Below are 18,168 nucleotides of genomic sequence, written 5' to 3'. Positions count from 1 at the left end.
TTAGTTGTATACGGGCCGGAGAGGGGCAATCACCCCGGATTCCCGCAAATCCGGGTGACCGGTCTCTGGTGTCGGCCTTTCCGTCGTCTCAAGCCCCATCCGGCCGCCGGCAGTAATCGAAGTACTGACCGATGGGGACGAACGAGTCGCACGTCGATCCGGTAGCGTTTCTCGAACATCTCCGGGCCTTCCGGTACCGGGAGGTGACGATGGCACTGGCGACGCTGTCGGTCATCGCCGGGTCGGTCGTCTTCTTCCCCGGCGTCGAGGGGATGACCAGCGGGCTGCAGTCCGACGTTTCGGCGGAGATCCTGGCCCTCTTCGTCGGCGTCGCGATCCTCGCCGGCGCGATCAAGGGCATGATCGGCTTCGGCTACGCGCTGATCGCGACGCCCATCTTCGCGTCGGTGATCGACCCGACGCTCGCGGTCGTCGTGCTGGCGATCCCGCCGTGGATGCTCAACATGTTCCAGGTCGGCGAGACTGACACTGGCATGACCTTCATCCGCGAGGAGTGGGTCCTGCTCGTGCTGGCAATCATCGGTGCAGTCGTCGGCGTGGCCGTCCTCGACGCGGTCGAGACCGGCCCGCTCGTGCCGTTCCTGATCGGCCTCGTCGTCTTCGGGTACGTGCTCTTCCAGCTCGGCCAGGGCTTCGTGACCGTCGAGAAGGCCCACCATCCCGTGGCGATGAGCGTCGCCGGCGCGCTGGAAGGGTTCCTGCTGGCGGTGGCGAACCTCGGGCCGCTGCTGCCTGCCTACTTCCACACCTTCGAGCGCGACACGGAGCGCTACATCGGCGGGCTCTCGATGGTGCTGGGGGCGATCTTCACCGTCCGGATCGTCCAGATGGCCCTGTTCACGGACCTGATGACACCCTACAGACTGTGGCTGGGGTCGGTCATCGCCGTCGTGACGCTCGTCGGGTTGTTCGTCGGAACCTACCTCCGGCGGCTGGAGATCGACGAGCGGCGGTTCAACTGGTTCGTGATCGCGCTGCTGTTTGTGATCTCGCTGAACATCTTCCGGCAGACGATCCCGGCGCTATTTCTCTAGGCATGGTTCCTCGGGACGAAGGGCGCTTTTCGCCGTGAGGGGGATTGCTCGATCTGTTGAGGGCGTTCTTCAGTTGCTGATTCGTGACAGTATCGCTTTCTGGCGGTGTTACGGTGAAATACCGAGATATGCACGTAGTCGTTGTTTGTGCTCCCTGGAATAGCGGAGATTATTGGTCGCTACCAATCCAAGTCCACCATCAGCCAAGTCTTCGACTTTCCAAACCGGCGCTGAGCGCACTCTAGACCGCCCAATGTCCTCGCAGAGTTCTGGCGACAGAAACACCAGCCAGTAGATGTCGGGAAGTTCCGGCGTATCGAGGTGTTGCTGCGTGACTTTGACCTCGTATTCCCACTCATAGGGAAGTTGGGAGAACGCAAACGGCGGCTGAACGTGCTCGTAGAACCTCCGGACTGTATTGATTACTCCTTCTACTTTATATTTTTCGTCAGTTTCTTCCAACAGAATATCACGGAAGTTCGCCCGCTCCCAAGTTAGTTTGACGCCGCCAACTTCCACGGGCAGTATGTCAGAAAACGCATCATTCACAGTGATGGTGAACGATGTGTCCGCCACAAATAGCGTTATCGACCCTTCTCTATTCTCCAGAAGATAATCAATAGCCTGGGTCGTCTGGTATCTCTCGTGACGATGATCATTCAGAGATCCTAAGTAGATACAGTCATCGCTACCACCTTCCCAGGACGTACCCCAGTCCTGTTGCAGACCACTCTTGATGGCTTCTCTTACAGCCTCAGACTGTCTATCGAGATTGCACGGCACGATTAATCTGAAAAAGTCAAAATCATGTGAATAATCCATCATAGTTGACTCTTGTGTTAGTACGGAGAACACTTCTGAACAGTTCAGACGCCAATGGCAACTTGCAGAGCAGGACTGACTCTATCAGCGGATTCCAGCGTGCTTATACTATATTTATTTGAGTTGTCATTAAGGATGCGAACGTTTTTCTTTTCCAACCATGTTCGCACTTCTTCAGTTATTTCACCTCCGGCTTTGATGTAGTGGTTGCCTGATAGACTGTTTTCTCGTCGGTACATTAGTTGTGTCTCGATTTGTTCATCAATGTCTTTAATACTATCCAATTTCCCGTTCTTGACTTCGATGGTAGAGCCACTTTTCATCTGGATATCAATCTCCGTGGGTCCGTCGGCCGTCTTCACGTTCTTACCAACTCGCACCACGTCGTCACCTTGCCGCTGGAGTGTCACAGCGACTTCTGCTTCACAGCCACGTTATAGGATCGTCGAGTGGTCAGTCACGCGGAATACCGAGATGGTCACGGAGCTCTTGCTTGTCTTCAGGACGGTATTTGAGTCCGTCACCGGATGCGACGAGGCGCATACTTCCATCAGAGAGCGTATCAACACGCCAAACGGGTGCGGATTGCAAGCGCTCTCGCCCGATATCCTCGCAAATCGGCGGTGAGAGTATCATCAGCCAATAAACATCCGGGAGTTCTGGTTTCTCGAGGTGCTGTTTTGTCACTGTCTTCTCGTGTTCGTGTTGATACGGGAGTTGCGAGAACGCGAACGGTGATGGAAAGTGTTTGTAGACGTGCGTGACCGACTCAATGACCTCATTCAGGACGGCTGTCCCATCTTCGTCCGGAGACAGGACATCTCGAAAATGGACTCGATACCAAAAAAGCCCGATACCTTCAATCTCTGGCAGACCCCAATCGTAAAATGATCTATTTCTGAGAAGGAAATCAGTGTGTTCGGTATAGATATTCAAGTATCCATCGGAGCTTGAAATGAATTTATCGAGAGCACGTTCAGTTGGATACCGCTGTGGATCAGATATTTTGTCGTGATACGAACACTCGTCTATTCCTCCATCGAAAGAAGTTGACCAGATGCCATCAAATCCACACTCAAGCGCTTCACGAATAGCTTCTGCTGGAACTCTATCTGAATAAGGAATGATGAATTTATATAGATCTGGGTCAATAACTGGCATTATTATAATTGGTCGTGGTTTTGTAAGTTCTCTATGTAGATGTCCTCAGGCAGGAGTATTTCTGATTGATTCCGTCAATTGAACCGCGTGACTGGTTATCAAATCGGTCCTGATTGTTCCGCCAAGTGCATTACCTTCAAATACTCTGATGTTATTGCTATTTATGAATGATTCCATCTCATCAGTGATTTCGCCGCTGACTTTGACGTAGTGGTTCCCGGAGAGGCTATTCTCCCCACGATATTTGAGCTGTCTTTCGAGTTGGGTCTTGTAATCCGTTGTCAAATCTCCGTTCTTGACTTCGATGGTCGATCCACTTTTCATCTGGACATCTATCTCCGTTGAACCGTCAGCCGTCTTCACGTCTTTACCCACTTCCAACACGTCGTCACCTTGCCGCTGGAGTGTCGCAGCGACATCCGCTTCGTAGGCGAGGTTCTTGAAATTATCAATCGTTCCCTCAGTCGAGAGTCGTGTCGCAAGGCCGTCCAGCCCATCCACGTCGGCGCGCTGCAACGTATCGAGGTCATCAACCAGCCGTTCGATTCGGCTCATATCAACGCCCTGATTAGAGGCGTGTCCAAAAGCATCCGCTAGGTCCTCCGAGTTGACCCCGTCGATGTCGTCACCGATTCTGTGTAACCGCGCGAACGGACCCGGACCACCCTCAGCCATCGCTCGGCCAGCACTCTCACCGCCTTCGGCGAGAATCGATCCGACCGCTCGCTGTTCGTCCGGTGAGAGTCGCTGTAGCTGTTTCCGATCAAGCATCTCGACGAGCTGGGCTTGCCTGATTTTCTGGCCGGCCGTCTTGGCTCCGGCAAGCAATCGATGGGCACCATCTGACGCCAGTCCTTTCGACGCTGCCAGCCCTCGTGACAACTGGTTGCTCGTATACCGAACCGGAGCATACGCCGTGTCGGCAGCTTTCGCCGTGTACTTGGCGGCCGTCCGAAGATTCCCCGTCTTATCGAGCGTCTTGACCGTTTTCTGGAGCGTATTAGAGCTCTTGGCGGCTCTTCCAAGTTCGCCGGCAGGGAGGGCCGATTCCAGCACCATGTACCCGATGTAGCCCTCGTACCAGCCCATTCGATACGCTGCGTAGGCACCAGTACCGTCTTTGTAGGGATTGTTCCGATCCTGCTGGGCGTCGATCGACGCTGGAAGTTGTCGGATGATCTCGTCCAGATTGTCGAGTTGGGCGATGACATCGCCGATCGCACTGACGTAGCCGACCGGATCACTGAGGAACCCTCTTATCATCTCGGCAGTCTCGACAGCGCCTGTCGAGAAGCCGGATAGCGTGCCGAGAGATTTAATCTGCTCTCGACCGATAACGCCCTCCTCGGCGAGTTTTGAGGCGACTTCGCCGAAGATATCGTGTCGTTGAATGGCAAGCGAGCGGCCGGTGTTTCCGTTCACGTCCGAAACGGCAACCGTAACCGACGTTCCTGAGTAGGTGTCAGTGACCGTATCGAAGAAGCCAGTCGTGAACTCGCTGTTAGCATAATCGCTCTGTCCCTCGAGGGAGTGACGTTTCTGTTCTTCCCCAGCAAGCAACACTCTGCCAGTCCCCAGGCCTGCCGGGTCTTCGGCCCTGAACTGAAGATCGTAATGGGTGTCGAAACTAAAGGCCGGTTTGTTCCACCACGAATACGGAACTTCGATTTCCGGTGGTCTCGCGTCGTATAGTGTCGGATCTGCACTGACTCCGACTGCCCGGTGATCTTCGATTCCGTCACCGGTTGTGTCCGTCGATCGCGGATCAGTGCCTAGCCGTCGTTCTTCCAGATCTGTCAGCCCATTATTGCTCGTGTCTTTGACGAGCGGATCCGACGAAACGTTCTCAATCCTGTAATAATCCTCGAGGTTCGTGAGTTCCGAACCACTATCGACATCTGAGAGGGTTTCAAAGAGTTGAATCGTTTGCTCTCTGGAATCGGTAACGTGGATTTTCCATCCCTCGCGCTCTTCGAAGTCCGTCAACCCGTCGCCGTCTGTATCGGCCTTTGTCGGATCACTGTTAAGTTTCCGATATTCGACGTGAACCTCTTTCGTCGTTCCATAACTGACGTGTCCTCCGCCCGCAGGGACGGTAGAGACCGTCACGTTCTCCGAGATGAGAGAGCCGACTTCCGTCCCGTCTCCGACCCCATCATCGTCCGTATCCGGTTTGGTCGGATTGGTCTCGACCGTTTGATACTCGCCGTGGGCGTGGCCGATCGGAATCCCCTCCGTCTCGGCCACGTCCGGCAGGCCATCGCCGTCAGTGTCCGTCGGGAGTTCACCGGCAACACGCGAGAAGACGTTCGGCAGATCCGCGGCGCTATCCACGTAGTGGTACGTTCCATTGGTTATGTCTGCGATATCGGAGAGTTTGTTTCCGTTAGCGCCGCCAAATCCGATCGTGTGAAGGGTGATGTTCCGGTCGGCGGCCGTCTGTGCCTGCGAACGACCGCCTGATCCCCGACCGTCCGTCAGAAGGATCGCGACTTGCGCCCGTGAGTCATTGCCCGCTGAGGCGAAGTGCTGGTTCGCCTGGGAAATGCCGTTCCCGATGTTCGTGCCACCAAAGGCGTCGAGGCTCCGAATGCTCGAGTTGACCGTGCTGAAGTTCGTCGTGAGTCCCTGGGCGACGTGTGCGGAGCCGTCGAAGTCTACGACGCTAGCACGGTCCCCCTCGATAAGTCCGCCGACGAACTCGGTTGCGGCCTGCTTGCGGAAGTTGTTGGGGTCGTTTCTACCCATCGATCCCGAGGAGTCGATGATGAACACGACGTCCACCGGCTGGGCAGCGCCGGCGTCACCGCGTTCCGGTACTTCGTGTGCGGTGACGTCCGCGACCCAGTTGGAAATGGAGAAGACGGCGAACGTCGAGAAGTGTTCAGTTTCGGCGCTGATGGTGTTGTTCTCGGGATCGAGCGTCGAGTTCAACGGAACGTACAGTTGCTTTTCGGGATCGTACGTGACCACCATGAGGTCCGACTCGTTTTCAGCCGGCCCGAGCGAGTCGTTGTACGAGAATGTGACGTTCGCCGACTCGAACTCGCGGTCGGACTCAATTTCGACGATATCGGAGACGCTCATGTTCCCGATCCGATCGCCCTGTGCGAAGTTGGCCGTCTGATTCTCGATGGTTACCCCCTTCGCGAGGTTTCCCTGACCAGTTAGCTCGACCGCGACATCCAGGCGCTCGTTTGCGGCCGTCGTCGAGAACGTCTCGTTGCCGTCCAGGGTTCCGTCGTCGTCCGTGTCGGGGTTGTCAAACTCCGTCGGCAGGTCGAGTTCGTCCGCGTCCGAGAGGCCGTCACTATCGGTATCAGCGTCAGTGGGATCGCTCCCGTGGGTGACAATTTCTTCGCGATCAGAGAGCCCGTCCTGGTCGGTATCGGCCATCATCGGGGAGGTTCCGTTCTCGATTTCCGCAGCGATCGAGAGCCCGTCGTCATCGATGTCCTCGTTCGGATCTGAGACGCCATCCCAATCGGTGTCGGACAGAATGGGGATTGGTCCACGGATAGCGCCGCTCCTCGATGTCGGTGAGCCCGTCGTCGTCCGTGTCGACGCTCGTCGGGTCGCTGACCGCCCGGACGATCTCCATCGACTGGCCGAGGGCCGAGCCGTTCGCCGGCAGGAAATAGACCTCCCGGTGATCGGGGACGCCGTCGCCGTCAGTATCGTTCCTTGTTGGGTCCAGCGAGAATTCCGTCCCCTGACCGATCGGCAGTGCGAACGATGCTCGCTCGATGTAGTTGGGTAGCCTATCCCCGTCGTCGTGTCTGAGCAGGCGAACGGCCGTCAGTTCCGCTTGGGCGTCCCCCGAACCACGGACGCTCAGCGTGAGTTCCTCGCCGGCGAATTCCGTCACGGGGAGCCGCACGGTCGTCCAGGTGCTTTGATTGAACGGCACCCGACGGGTTCGGTCGTCGTTGTATGCATGAAGCGTCCCGGACGCGTTTTCGGCTCCGGATACGCGAACTGCGGCGGCGATCTCCGTCCGGTTGTCCGCCGGCACGTCGATCGACCAGATCGGCGTCGTCTCCCCCTCGGGGTTGGTCGCCGGCGCGACGCCGGTCGTCTCCGCGAGCCCAGTGACACCGGCATCGGTCTCGTGTTGCCACCTGAGTGTCCCATTAGGCGAAATCGCCGTAACCGTCCCTTTCGACTCAGTGAAGTCGGAATCGTTCCCAACCAACACACGCTCAGTGACCGTATACTCCTCGCCATCGCCGAAGGAATCGACGATCGTCACGCTGACCTCGTATTCGCCCGGTTCGGCGTAGGCGTGAGACACGTCCGCCCCAGCCGCGGTCTCGGTAGTGCCGTCACCGAATTCCCACTGTGTCTCCGCGATCGATCCTGTCCGTCCGGACTCGTTGGTCATCGCGGTGAGCGAAATCGCCTCGCCGATCCGGGCGGTCGAGGGCTGTACCGAGACCTGCGGATTGACCACCTGGATCGTAACCGGATCAGTCCGCGCCGTCAGATTGGCGTCCCTGGCATGGGCGACTACGTCGTAGGTCCCCGCCGGGATACTCGCCAGCCGGAACGTCAACGCACCGCCCGGATGTGACACCGTCGCGTTGTGGACGGACTCGCCATCCGTGGTCCGAACGTCGACCGTCACGTTGCGCTGGGCGTTGGTTTCGATTTCCAAGACGAGTGGTTCGCTCCGGGTGAACTCGTTGGGCTGAGCGCTGACGTTCAGCGTGGGATCGCCGGCCGACTCGATGGTGATCCGGTCCGTCCTGGCAGTCAGGTTGCCCTGCTGGGTGGTGAGCGTCGCAACGTACTCACCGGCACCCAGGCCTGGAATCGTGAGCCTGGTGGTCTGTTCGCTCACGCTCACGGACGTGTTCACGAGCGTCTGACCGCGACCGGTTTCGACCTGCAGCTGACCTGCAGTCGGCGCGTCGGCGCTGAACGCCACTGTCAGGTTCTCCTCGGTGGTGAAGTCCGTCTGGAGCGCACGAAGCGATAGCGCCGTCGGCACAGGACCGTCCGGCTGACTGACGGTGATCGGCTCGGTCGTGGCACGGCCGTCGCCGTCGATTGCCTCGAGGACAGTCACGTACTCGCCAGCGGTCACGTCCTGGATCGAGAGGCGCGTCGGCTGGTCGCTGGCAGTCACCGCCTGCTGAAGCACCGTCTGGCCGTCGGCCGTTCGAAGGGTGAGACGCGCCTCAGTCTGCTGACTGGCGGCGTATTCTACCACGAGCGCCTCCTCAGTCGTAATGGAGCGGTTGATGGCCTGCACCGAGAGGTCAGTGGAGCCCCCGTCCTCGGCACTGGAAACCGAAATTTGTGCCGTCGAATCGCTCAGACTGGCCGATGTCGCTTCGATCGTCGCGACGTACGTCCCGGCACTCAGATTCGGCACGGACAGCTGGCTTGTCTGTGTCGTCGCTGTCACGGACCGCTTGAGAAGTGTCCTGCCGTCAGTGGTGTTGAGACGAAGCGTCGCGGCCGTCTGCTGGTCGGCAGCGAATTGCAGGACGAGTTGCTCGTCGGTCGTTATGTTGTGATCGGCCGCTTGTACCGAGATGTCGGTCGGACCGGTCGCTGCGGAATCAGCGACCGTGATCGTCTCCGTCGAGTCGTTCAACGCGCTCCCGTCGGCTTCGATCGTCGCGACGTATTCCCCGGTCGAGAACCCCGAAACCGAGAGTTGCTGGGTCTGCGTGGTGGCCGTCACCGATTGCTGAAGCAGGACCTGTCCACTCGTCGTTGTGATTTCGATCGTCGCGGGCGTTTCGGCGTCTGCGGAGAACTGCAGTGTCAGGTCCTCCTCCGGCGTAATGCGGGTCTGTGTCGCCTGGATCGAGAGCGAACCCTGACTGTCTGCATCGTTGAGAGTGGATGCTGTCCCGATACTATCGTTCGCTTCTGACTGGGGGAACTCGCTGCGAGGATGTGAATTCTCACTGCCCCCAGCGCGGACCTGCGCCGGCGAGATCGACTCCACGGTGTCGGCCCCACCGGCGGTACTGTTCTGTGCCCCGTTTGGATCGTACACGGCACCGGTTTCCGATCCTACGTAGACCGTTCCGTTGGCCCCGACCGTCAGATCGCTAATCGTCGCTTGCGCGTGCAGCGGAAGTGTCCGTCGAGCGTCGATCGATCCCGTCGTAGGATCGAGTTGGAGTAAGATCGGTGGTGTGTCCGCACCGGTCGTGTTGGTCGCATACACCGTGCCGTTCGGGCCGACGGCGATGCTGGAGACGCCCCCGTCGATCGGCGTCGACCACTGCGTCGAACCGGTCCCGGTGTCGACGCTGCGAACGCCGGTCGAAGTGGCGACGAAAAGTCGGTCGCCTCGCTGCTGGAGGTCGTTGATGTAGCGTGGTGTAAGCGTCGTCTCCCAGCGGGTGAATCGGCTGTCGTTTTTCTCCTCCTGGGTTGGCTCGTCGAGTACCGTCCTGTTCAGCCGCACCAGTCGCGTCGGTTCGCGTCGGCTTTCGAAATAGAGTCCCGCATAGAGCCCACCACCAGCACCCTCCGTGACGGCATCGAGGTTATAATCGGACGCGTGCTTGCTGAAGTGGATCAGCGTCCAGGGCCGATAGCCGTCTTCGAGATCGGCCAGGGTGATGTTGCCCCCGCGGTCCCCGGTTGCCGCTGCGATGACGCTGCCGGGGAGTTCGGTCGTGAGGGCGTGAACCTTCCGCTGGAAGTCGACCTGCCCGCTCCGGGAGCCATCCACCCAGTCGAACTGTGAGACCAGCGCAGTATCGTTGGTTGCAGCGTAGATTGCCCCGTCCGGATCGGTCGCAATCGTCGTCTCGCCATCGCCGGCGACCGATCGGGCCCAGACCGTCTCTCCGCTATCGGTCGTTACTTTCCGGACTGTGCCGTTTTCGGTGCCGACGTAGATTCCCGATGGGTCCTCGGGAGCGATCGTGTCAGGTCGCCGAACCCGGGTTGATTCGTTCCAGACCGTCTGGTTCAGAACGGTGAAATGGCCGAGCGAGGAGACGGTCGCGTTCGCACGGCGGTTCTGACCGTCGATCGCTGTTTCGACGGGGTGCCAGCCGCGGGCCATCCCGTTCGCATCCCAGCGATAGATCGCCAGGTGATCGAAGTCGGATCTGTTCACTGAATCGGACACCGGCAGCGAAACCGTCGGATTACCGGCCAGTCGGTACGGGGTCGAGATCCGGACGGTCGGACTGACACTGGGGAGAGAGTGATCGCCGTCGGCCGGGTAGGACGTAATTGTGACGTTCGCGCTGTCAAAATCGGACGCCGGAAACGACACGCGAACGCCAGCGTCACCGTGAACCACCTGTGTCGTATTTTGGTCGAACAACCCGTTGTACAAGGCCGCCGCTGCTCGCTCGAAAAACCCGTTCGTGGCTACCTGTGTTTCCGGTGACTCACTCGCATCCGACTGTGTGCCAGTGGGGCCGCCGGGGGCCCGATAGTCGGCAGGAGACGATACATCGGCCGCGTTCGGTCCGTTAGCATTGAGCGCGCCGATCACCGGCGTTGTGACGAGTGAAAGAGTGACGAGGACGACGAGGATCCAATGGCAAGTCCGCTTCATAACTGTCGAGTTAAATTAACATCCTATAAATATTTTTTGATATACATTACCGAGGATTAAATATGCGGCCGTCCCGCATAATACCGCTTGCTGTGCTCGTCCAGTTACTGAAGGCCCATAGTGCCCGTCACGGAGCAACGAACGGATCATGAAGCGACCGACAGTGAACCGAGAGAGATCATACTTCAGCGCGCGAAGCCCAGACCCTGGTTTTAGTAGGAACTCGCGAGACGCCCAGGTATGGAGTTCGTTACAACCGAGACAGTCCCAGGCGAAGAGATCGACGACTCGCTCGGCATCGCCCGCGGCAACACAGTCAAGGCCCGCAACGTCGGGCGGGATATCACCCAGAGCATCCGCAACATCACCGGTGGCGAGTTGAAAGCGTATTCCGAACTGCTGACCGACGCCCGCGACGAGGCTTTAGAACGAATGGCAGAGGACGCCCGTTCGATGGGGGCCGACGCCGTCGTGAACGTCCGCCTGGAGAGTTCCGAGATCGCCAACGGCGGTTCGGAGGTCATCGCCTACGGGACGGCGGTCACGTTCGAGTAGCGGGGGCGTCAAGCCCGACCCAGAGCGATGGTCAATCGAACTGATCCGGGCAGCGTTGGCGTCGTTGCCGGCCGCGTCGTCGGCGCGCTGACAGTTGTCCTCACCGCCGTTGTCATGCTGACCCACGGCGAGGCGTTCTACCGGTCGGTGCGACTCCTGCTGGCCGGCCTGGAGAGTGACTTCGACGTGCCGGTCGAGTTGCTGTTCTGGGCGAACGTCGCCCTCGTTGCGGCCGGTCGTTATGCGTTCTGTTACGTGCTCGGGTCGCTGATCGGCGTCGGCTACGACTGGCTCGACCGGCCGGGGGTCGCGTTTCTCGCCATCGTCGTGGTCCTGATCGGGACGGTCGACGGCATCTACGGCGGCATGGGCGCGGGAAACGCCCTCGTCGGAGCGGGCTATCTCCTGGCCTGGCTCGCGTACGTGCCCGTGTTCGCGTGGCTCCTCGAAGACGGCGAGCCAGCAAATAGCGGCCCGGTCAGGCTGGCGTGACCGACGACGGAACTCGGCGGCCTCGAAAATCAGGCCCGAAGCCGCCGAATGCGCTCCTCGGTCGGCGGGTGCGTCGAGAAGATCTTCGACAGCAGGCTACGTTCCTCGCCCTTGATACAGAGCGCGCTGGCCTGTTCGTCGATCTTGCTCCGGCTGTGGTCGGCCGAGTTGATCTTTTCGAGTGCGCGTGCAAGGGGTTCGCCGCCAGTGATGTCAGAGGCGTCACTGTCGGCGACGTACTCCCGGTAGCGGGAGATCGCCATCACGAAGATCATCACGATGAACTGGACGATGTTCCCGACGACCATCGCCATGATGAAGTCACCGAAGTCGTTGTCACCGGCGAAGAGGACGGCGAACTGTGCGACCAGCGCAACGATCGAGGCGATCCCCTGGCCGATGACCATCATGATCACGTCGCGATTCCGGATGTGGGCGAGTTCGTGGGCGAGGACGCCTTCGAGTTCCTCGTGGTCGAGCATGTGGATGAGCTCGGCGGAGACGACCACGACGCCGGCCTTCTTCCGCCCGACGGCGAAGGCGTTGGGGACGCCCATCTCGGCGACCATCACGCGGGGCTTGTCGATTCCCATTTCGTCGCTCATCCGCTCGATCGAACGGTGGATCTCCCGGAATCGGGGGTCGTCCTCGGGCATGTCCTCGGCCCCGACGCTCCGGAGGGCGGCCCACTTGCCGATCTTGTACTGGACGCCGACGAAGCCGACGCTGCCCAGCAGGATTACTGCGAGGATGGTGGTCCCACCGCCGAAGGCGGCATACAGGGCGAGCGCCACCACGGCGTAAAATCCGAACAGGATCGACCCGACGACGGCCATCCTGAACTTGAGGCCTGGATGTCTCATTGCCCTATGCTCGACGTTACTTGCAAATCAACGTTTTGGTGGGGTCGCCAGTAGCACATCCATATCAATAATATTTATTATATATTATTATCATCTGTATAAGTTGTAGGCCGAAGATCCTTTTGTAAAAACGGCATCTAATTAAATATTTTTATTCATATAATCCAATAATAAACCACAATATAGTGGTGAGGTGTGGAATATATTATCGGCCTACTATATTCTACCTAGCCTTCGTCATTTGCATGTCCTTGGACTGGATAATACCTTCACGAAAACGAGAAGGTCGTTCCACACTCGGAAACGTTTGTCACAGACGACGGTGTCCACGTCAATCAGGTTGAATGCCTGTGGTCACTGGTCACACCCTGATCACGGAAGTTTCGTGGCCTCTCAAAGCCGGGATTGGAGCAAGCTGTCCAAACGTGCGGCTTCGTACGGTCTCTCAACCTCGTCGGAGCAGCGCTTCACGGACATCTTGATTACTTCGTCGTCAATGTGTTTCACTGAGTTATTCAACATCCAAACACTTTAAGTGTATTCCAAGCGACTAGTAACGTAATGAACAAGCTCTCCCGACGCACCGTTGTGGCTCTTTTCGGTGCGACTAGCATAGCCGGTTGTCTTGGCATCGGATCACCTCTTTCATCGAATTCCGGTCGAGAACCTCCTGACGGTATTCCGGTTGCGGGCTGTGACACGCCACCAAGTTGGCCGACAGCTACTGGGCCTGCAAAGCGTACTGGCCAGACTGATATTGCCTTTCGAGCCGAACCGAGAAGTAACGAACTCGGCGGTACAGACGACCGGGTTTTCGGGCAAACGTGGGTCGTTGCAAGCAACGATCACGTGTTCTGGTTGCAGGACAAGGAGACGACTATTCGTCGAACCCACACGGAGACAGGGAATACCGATACACTCTCCCTTGACCACGCTAGCCGGGTCAGTCCAACCCTGGCGTGTGGCCGCCTCGCGGTCCACACGTATGCTGGGGTCTCGTGGGTCGATGCTGAGACTCTGGAGGTGGTCGGGACGACTCCGACTGCGTCTCCCCATGTGAGTTCCCTCGCGGATGATCGACTCGTGTATGTCTCTGGCTTCAACGATAGTCTTCAGGCCTACGGGGCCGATACTGGCGAACCAGAATGGCATCTGTCGATCGACCACTTTGTCACTGGTCTCAGCAGCGCGCAGCACACCGCATACGTCGTCGACGCGAGCGCTGACGGCGGCGAAGTACTGTCTGTGGATACACAGACCGGTGAGGTTCAGTGGCAGACCGATGTCGTCGGTGAATCATACACGAATCCAGTCGTCGGTGCTGATGTCTACACTTTCGACAACGACGGAACCGTCCATGCTCTGGATACGGACAACGGTGAGCAGATGTGGGAGCTGACAACTGAAATGACATCTCCCGAAACAACCCCAGCGTACCGCGACGGCACTGTCTACGTGGCAGACGACGCAAGCGGAACGGTCACAGCACTCGACGCCGAAACCGGCGAGAGACACTGGCAAACGGAGATTCCGAGAGGAGACACTGACGGCCGGCCGACGGGTACGCTCACCTCTCCAGTTTGCACGCCTGAGTTCGTTCTCGTTGGCGCGTCTCCTGGTGGTCTTGCTGTCTTGAGACGGGACACTGGTGAGCGACGATGGCAGAATGGCACGTATTCGTTTAGCTCGAATCTCGCTGTAACCGAGGATGCCGTTTACGCGGTTGCCAACGACGGAATTGTCAAACTCAAGCCGTAGTCCACACAGTCAGCGACCACCGGTTGAAGCGGTGTGTTTTCGACCGCTGTGAACTACCCCACCCTACTCAGCCACTGTTGTGGCTTCGTTGAGGGTGGGGCTTCCTGTTTCGATGACGCGCTTTGCAGACACCGAAGTGGTGTCCGTAGGGAGCGCAGTCTCCACAGGCGTGGATTCGGGCCATTCCAGCCCTAGTTCAGAAAAACCGCGTTGCAGTACGTTCATCGCCGCATTCGCATCCCGGTCACACTCGAACCCACAACTCGGGCAAGAGTGCTCCCGAACCCAAATCGGCTTCGCAGTCTCCACACCGCACGACGCACATTCCGTCGTCGTCCCTCGTGCTTCAACCTGCTTGACGTGACAGCCATACAGGTCAGCCTTGTATTCGAGAAGGGTGATGAACTGTCGCCACGCCGCATCCTGCTTGTTCTGAGCATTATGCGACTGTTTCAGCATCCCCTTCACGTTCAAGTCCTCGACGAATACGGCGTCGTATTCGCGGACAAGCCATGTCGTAATCTTGTGCTGGTAGTCCAGCACCTTCCGCCGGATGTGACGCTTGACCTTCGCCACTTCCCGGCGTTGTTTCTCGTAGTTATTCGACCCTTGCTCCTTGTGCGACAACTTGCGTTGTTCACGGCGCAGACGCTCGTATTCGTCTTCGAGGTCAAGCCAGTCCACGGTTTTATCGTTCGAGGTGTGGATGTAGTTCAGGATGCCGAGGTCAATCCCGACGCTATTGTTCACGTTCAGTGAATCCACGTCGGGCTTCTCGGGTAGGTCGGCTTCGTCGGTTTCCAGTCCGAACGAGACGAACCAGTCACCGGTTGTCTCTTTTTTGACCGTGACTTCTTTGATATCCGCTTCGTCAGGGATCTCCCGGTGATAGCGAATAGGGATGTCTCCGATTTTGGAGAGCCAGAGTGTCGCGTGTCGGCCACTCGTGTTTTTGAGTTCGAAGCCGGACTGCGAAAACGTCATACTCTGGAACTCTCTCGGTGACTTCCAATTGAGTTTCCCGACCGTTCGACCGTTCTCTTTCTGTTCGGAGAGTCCGTCGAGGTTCTGGTAGAACCGTGTGACGGTTCGTTGCAAAGCCTTCGAGTTGACCTCTGAGAAGACGGAGAACTCGTCTTTCCAATCGGGAAGTCGGTAGTGGTGTTTGTACGCGGAGCCGATGTCGTCGGCATCCACGTTCTCGTATTCGTACAGAGTGTAGTTGTACGCTTGGCGATGAATGTCGATATGATGTTCCAGTTCAGCCGCTACTTCTTGTGTCGGGTATGCAGGGTAGCGGTGACTGTACTCCATCGCTGTCTATTGATTGTTGATATGTTTACTTAATGGTTTGTATCTTGTGCGGCGATTCATCCCCTCCCGACTCACTCGCAATACTCGCTCCTTGAGGAAGGGGCATTCTCGCCTCATTCTGGTAAAAGAGTCCCACAATCCGTCTCGGTGGAAAGCAAACCACGTGTCGTGATCATTTTGGCGGTGCACTCGATCTGAACAAGTGGTTCGCCCGCAATTAAGCGGGCCCCTACCTCAGACTGACTCTGTTGTGCCAGTCACGTCAGAATCAGGGACAGGGGAGGAAAAAGTCTTCAGAGAGTGAGACAGATTCGTTCGAACCGATTGTGTACATATATTCGCCCACCGAAGTCAACGCGAATGTGGCATCAAGCGGCAGGTCGACGATTTTCATGTCACGCCACGGATAGTGCTCGCAAGTCTCGTTGTCCTCCGGGTGGAGGATGGCGAGGCTAGCAGGGTTGTAGTAGGCGTTATTGTCCGAAGCGTAGGATTTAGAGCCGACATTGAGTTCCCAGCGGCCGATGTTATCGGACATGCTGCTGTCGTCGATGATCTTGTCTGCCCGACTGGAATAGCTGTACGAGAATCCGGCACTCCCGACACCCTCGCTGTCGATACCCAGATCAACCCCGAAGGACTGAGTTGCGTTGCTCAACTTGCCACGGGGGGCTCGATCACGCATTGAGTCGTCGTGGCTGATGACAGTATTCCAGTTGTGTCTAACTTCAGCGTTTCGGAGGTGATAGTGACCGAATGTGCTATCGGGCACTTTGTAATCGTCGTCGCCGTGTTCGGCTTGGTTTTCACCGGCTTCGATGTCGACACCGGTCTGGACACCGAAGACATCGTCTCGGTTGGGGCTTTCTTTTAGCGTGTACTGTTCGATAATGATTCCGTAAGGGGGCTTTTCGTTGATGTGGTAGAGGTCTGCCCGGTCGTGCCACGTGGAGAAATTCGGCTGGCTGGTATCCATAGTGCGGACAGTACCAGAACCACTGCTAATCTCGGGTGCGGATCCAGCTTTATTCCTACTGTCTGCGGCGCTGTGGGCGCGCTTGTCCCGGTCTTTCCCAGAACCACTGACAGTACCAGAACCACTGCTAATCTCGGGTGCGGATCCAGCTTTATACCAACTGTCTGCGGCGCTGTGGGCGCGCTCCTCCAGGTCTTTCCCTTGTGGAGAGGAGACCGTCGTAGTCGACTCTATGGCTTGTGTCTCAACCCCGGGGCTGGGGTTGGACTCGACTGGAACTGTGAGTTCCTTCTCGTTGAGGTCAGCAGTGTAGAAGTGTTCCTGGACACCACCGTTCTCAGTAGCGATGAAATTGTACGCGATAATATCGTCTTTGTCCTCGATTCCGACGAGCCCACCACGTGTGTTCTCGTCGGTGCTTTGGTTAAACTCCTGGAAGGCTTCATGTCTCCTTTTATTTATATTTTTTGTTTTGACTGGATTTTTCTTACTTCCGCGAAGCTTAAACGATATATTGTTTGTCTTTCTCCCTGTTGTCTGGCCAGCTATAATGCCGGTAGATGCAATAAAGCAGCCAGTTGACTTGAGAACACTTCTTCGATCAAATTCTTTATCTTTAACCATGGAAGGCAACTTAGATGTGAAGTATCGTGTATATATAATTTTCGAATGTCCTTTTCCTATTACCGAACACAGTGAAACAGCGTGAAATCACGGCATCCCGCCGAATGTCGTCAAGTATGGACAATCAAACCGCCTTCGGCAGGATGCTCCAGCAACTTGTTGAACTGACCTCAATAGTGTTCGGCCCGATCACGCGGCGGTGTTTAGTTAATCGAGTCATGGTTGGGAACAGCCAGAAAGCCCCGAGGCGGTCGGCTCGGTGCGCCGGCTGCGCGCTTCGCTCGGTCGCGCGCTCCCTCGCTACAGTGCTTGCCCGTGCGCGCCGTCGCCGAGCGCGAGGCCGGCTCGCCGGCCTCGAATGGTCGCGGCGGTTGCACCGCCGCGCACGCCTCGCCCCTTTCAGTCCCACCCGAAGCCGGTTGGTCAGCCGGTATGGGCGGGACTGAAAGGGGCGAGTGGCTCCGGGAAGACGGTCGACGCTAGGCACGAGGCGCTATGCGCCTCGGCACGCGCGAACGGGCGCTTCGCGCCCGTGAGCGGACACCGCAACGCAGTGAGGAGCGCAGCGAGGGCCTCAACCGGAGCCACTCGGGGCTTTCTGGCTGTTGCAAGCGATTCCTGCTAAACTAAACACTACCGATCACGCTCGTGATAGCATACATCACTGCTAGTATATATTCTCTGCCGACAATTGTGTGGGTGGTGTTATACATGCCCAAGAACTTCCGTATGAACGTCCTGGACTGGACAGCGCTCGTACTCGTCGTCGTCGGGGCTCTCAACTGGGGCCTCGTCGGTATCGCCCACTTCGTCGACAGCGCGGCCAACTGGAACCTCGTCAACATTCTGCTCGACTCGGTCCCGGCAGCCGAGTTCGGTATCTACGTGCTCGTCGGTCTCGCAGCACTGTACACAGTGTATCTCGCGACCCGGATCGCCGGCGTCGAGATTCCCGAGCCGGACGTCGAAACGAGTGAACGCGGCGCACCGAAGTAAGTGCGG

13 protein-coding genes and 1 pseudogene are annotated in these 18,168 nt (G+C 57.8%); 6 read left to right on the top strand and 8 right to left on the bottom strand.

What is annotated here, in order from left to right; all coding sequences use genetic code 11:
- Positions 1–131: 131 nt before the first annotated feature.
- On the top strand, positions 132–1,055 hold the full coding sequence (locus tag SVXhr_RS00235) for a sulfite exporter TauE/SafE family protein (RefSeq protein ID WP_275738395.1): 924 nt from the start codon (positions 132–134) through the stop codon (positions 1,053–1,055).
- A 108-nt stretch (positions 1,056–1,163) separates the two neighbouring features.
- Here SVXhr_RS00235 and SVXhr_RS00230 read toward each other — a convergent pair whose 3' ends face one another.
- The 5 genes from SVXhr_RS00230 to SVXhr_RS00210 are packed head-to-tail and all read right to left on the bottom strand — an operon-like array spanning position 1,164 to position 10,584.
- A complete protein-coding gene (locus SVXhr_RS00230) occupies positions 1,164–1,880 on the bottom strand; it encodes a hypothetical protein (protein WP_275738394.1) in 717 nt (238 codons plus the stop codon).
- Between the two features lie 41 nt (positions 1,881–1,921).
- The gene (locus SVXhr_RS00225) at positions 1,922–2,287 is read right to left on the bottom strand and encodes a hypothetical protein (RefSeq protein WP_275738392.1); all 366 of its coding nucleotides are present in this window, start codon (positions 2,285–2,287) and stop codon (positions 1,922–1,924) included.
- Positions 2,288–2,330: 43 nt separating this feature from the next.
- The gene (locus SVXhr_RS00220; RefSeq protein ID WP_275738390.1) at positions 2,331–3,038 is read right to left on the bottom strand and encodes a hypothetical protein; all 708 of its coding nucleotides are present in this window, start codon (positions 3,036–3,038) and stop codon (positions 2,331–2,333) included.
- Between the two features lie 45 nt (positions 3,039–3,083).
- Complete coding sequence (locus SVXhr_RS00215; protein ID WP_275738388.1) at positions 3,084–6,434, bottom strand: VWA domain-containing protein; 3,351 nt, start codon at positions 6,432–6,434, stop codon at positions 3,084–3,086.
- Positions 6,435–6,483: 49 nt separating this feature from the next.
- Positions 6,484–10,584: a PKD domain-containing protein gene (locus tag SVXhr_RS00210; protein WP_275738386.1), complete on the bottom strand. Its 4,101-nt coding sequence runs from the start codon at positions 10,582–10,584 to the stop codon at positions 6,484–6,486.
- Between the two features lie 240 nt (positions 10,585–10,824).
- Here SVXhr_RS00210 and SVXhr_RS00205 point away from each other — a divergent pair, with 240 nt between their 5' ends.
- Entirely contained in the window at positions 10,825–11,139 is a 315-nt protein-coding gene (locus SVXhr_RS00205; RefSeq protein WP_275738384.1) for a YbjQ family protein, read from the top strand.
- Between the two features lie 27 nt (positions 11,140–11,166).
- Complete coding sequence (locus SVXhr_RS00200; protein WP_275738382.1) at positions 11,167–11,631, top strand: hypothetical protein; 465 nt, start codon at positions 11,167–11,169, stop codon at positions 11,629–11,631.
- 29 nt (positions 11,632–11,660) lie between these two features.
- Here SVXhr_RS00200 and SVXhr_RS00195 read toward each other — a convergent pair whose 3' ends face one another.
- Positions 11,661–12,467: a M48 family metalloprotease gene (locus SVXhr_RS00195; protein ID WP_345799519.1), complete on the bottom strand. Its 807-nt coding sequence runs from the start codon at positions 12,465–12,467 to the stop codon at positions 11,661–11,663.
- A 309-nt stretch (positions 12,468–12,776) separates the two neighbouring features.
- Here SVXhr_RS00195 and SVXhr_RS00190 point away from each other — a divergent pair.
- Both SVXhr_RS00190 and SVXhr_RS00185 read left to right on the top strand, forming a co-directional pair.
- Positions 12,777–13,004, top strand: a pseudogene (locus SVXhr_RS00190) (IS1595 family transposase); the annotation flags it as partial.
- 51 nt (positions 13,005–13,055) lie between these two features.
- Complete coding sequence (locus SVXhr_RS00185; RefSeq protein WP_275738378.1) at positions 13,056–14,252, top strand: PQQ-like beta-propeller repeat protein; 1,197 nt, start codon at positions 13,056–13,058, stop codon at positions 14,250–14,252.
- Between the two features lie 63 nt (positions 14,253–14,315).
- On the opposite strand, the gene SVXhr_RS00180 is transcribed toward SVXhr_RS00185, so the two are convergent.
- Positions 14,316–15,566 carry a transposase gene (locus SVXhr_RS00180; protein ID WP_275738376.1) on the bottom strand — a complete coding sequence of 417 codons (1,251 nt, stop codon included), beginning with the start codon at positions 15,564–15,566 and terminating at the stop codon, positions 14,316–14,318.
- A gap of 268 nt (positions 15,567–15,834) precedes the next feature.
- Positions 15,835–17,166 (bottom strand): hypothetical protein, encoded by a 1,332-nt coding sequence (locus SVXhr_RS00175; protein WP_275738374.1) that lies wholly within the window; start codon positions 17,164–17,166, stop codon positions 15,835–15,837.
- A 711-nt stretch (positions 17,167–17,877) separates the two neighbouring features.
- Here SVXhr_RS00175 and SVXhr_RS00170 point away from each other — a divergent pair.
- Complete coding sequence (locus SVXhr_RS00170; protein ID WP_275738372.1) at positions 17,878–18,162, top strand: DUF378 domain-containing protein; 285 nt, start codon at positions 17,878–17,880, stop codon at positions 18,160–18,162.
- Positions 18,163–18,168: the final 6 nt, after the last annotated feature.

The organism is Halorhabdus sp. SVX81 (assembly GCF_029207715.1).
In the GTDB taxonomy this organism is placed as follows: Archaea; Halobacteriota; Halobacteria; order Halobacteriales; family Haloarculaceae; genus Halorhabdus.
Note: the sequence above shows the minus strand (reverse complement) of the source record. Positions and strands in the feature narration are given on the sequence as shown.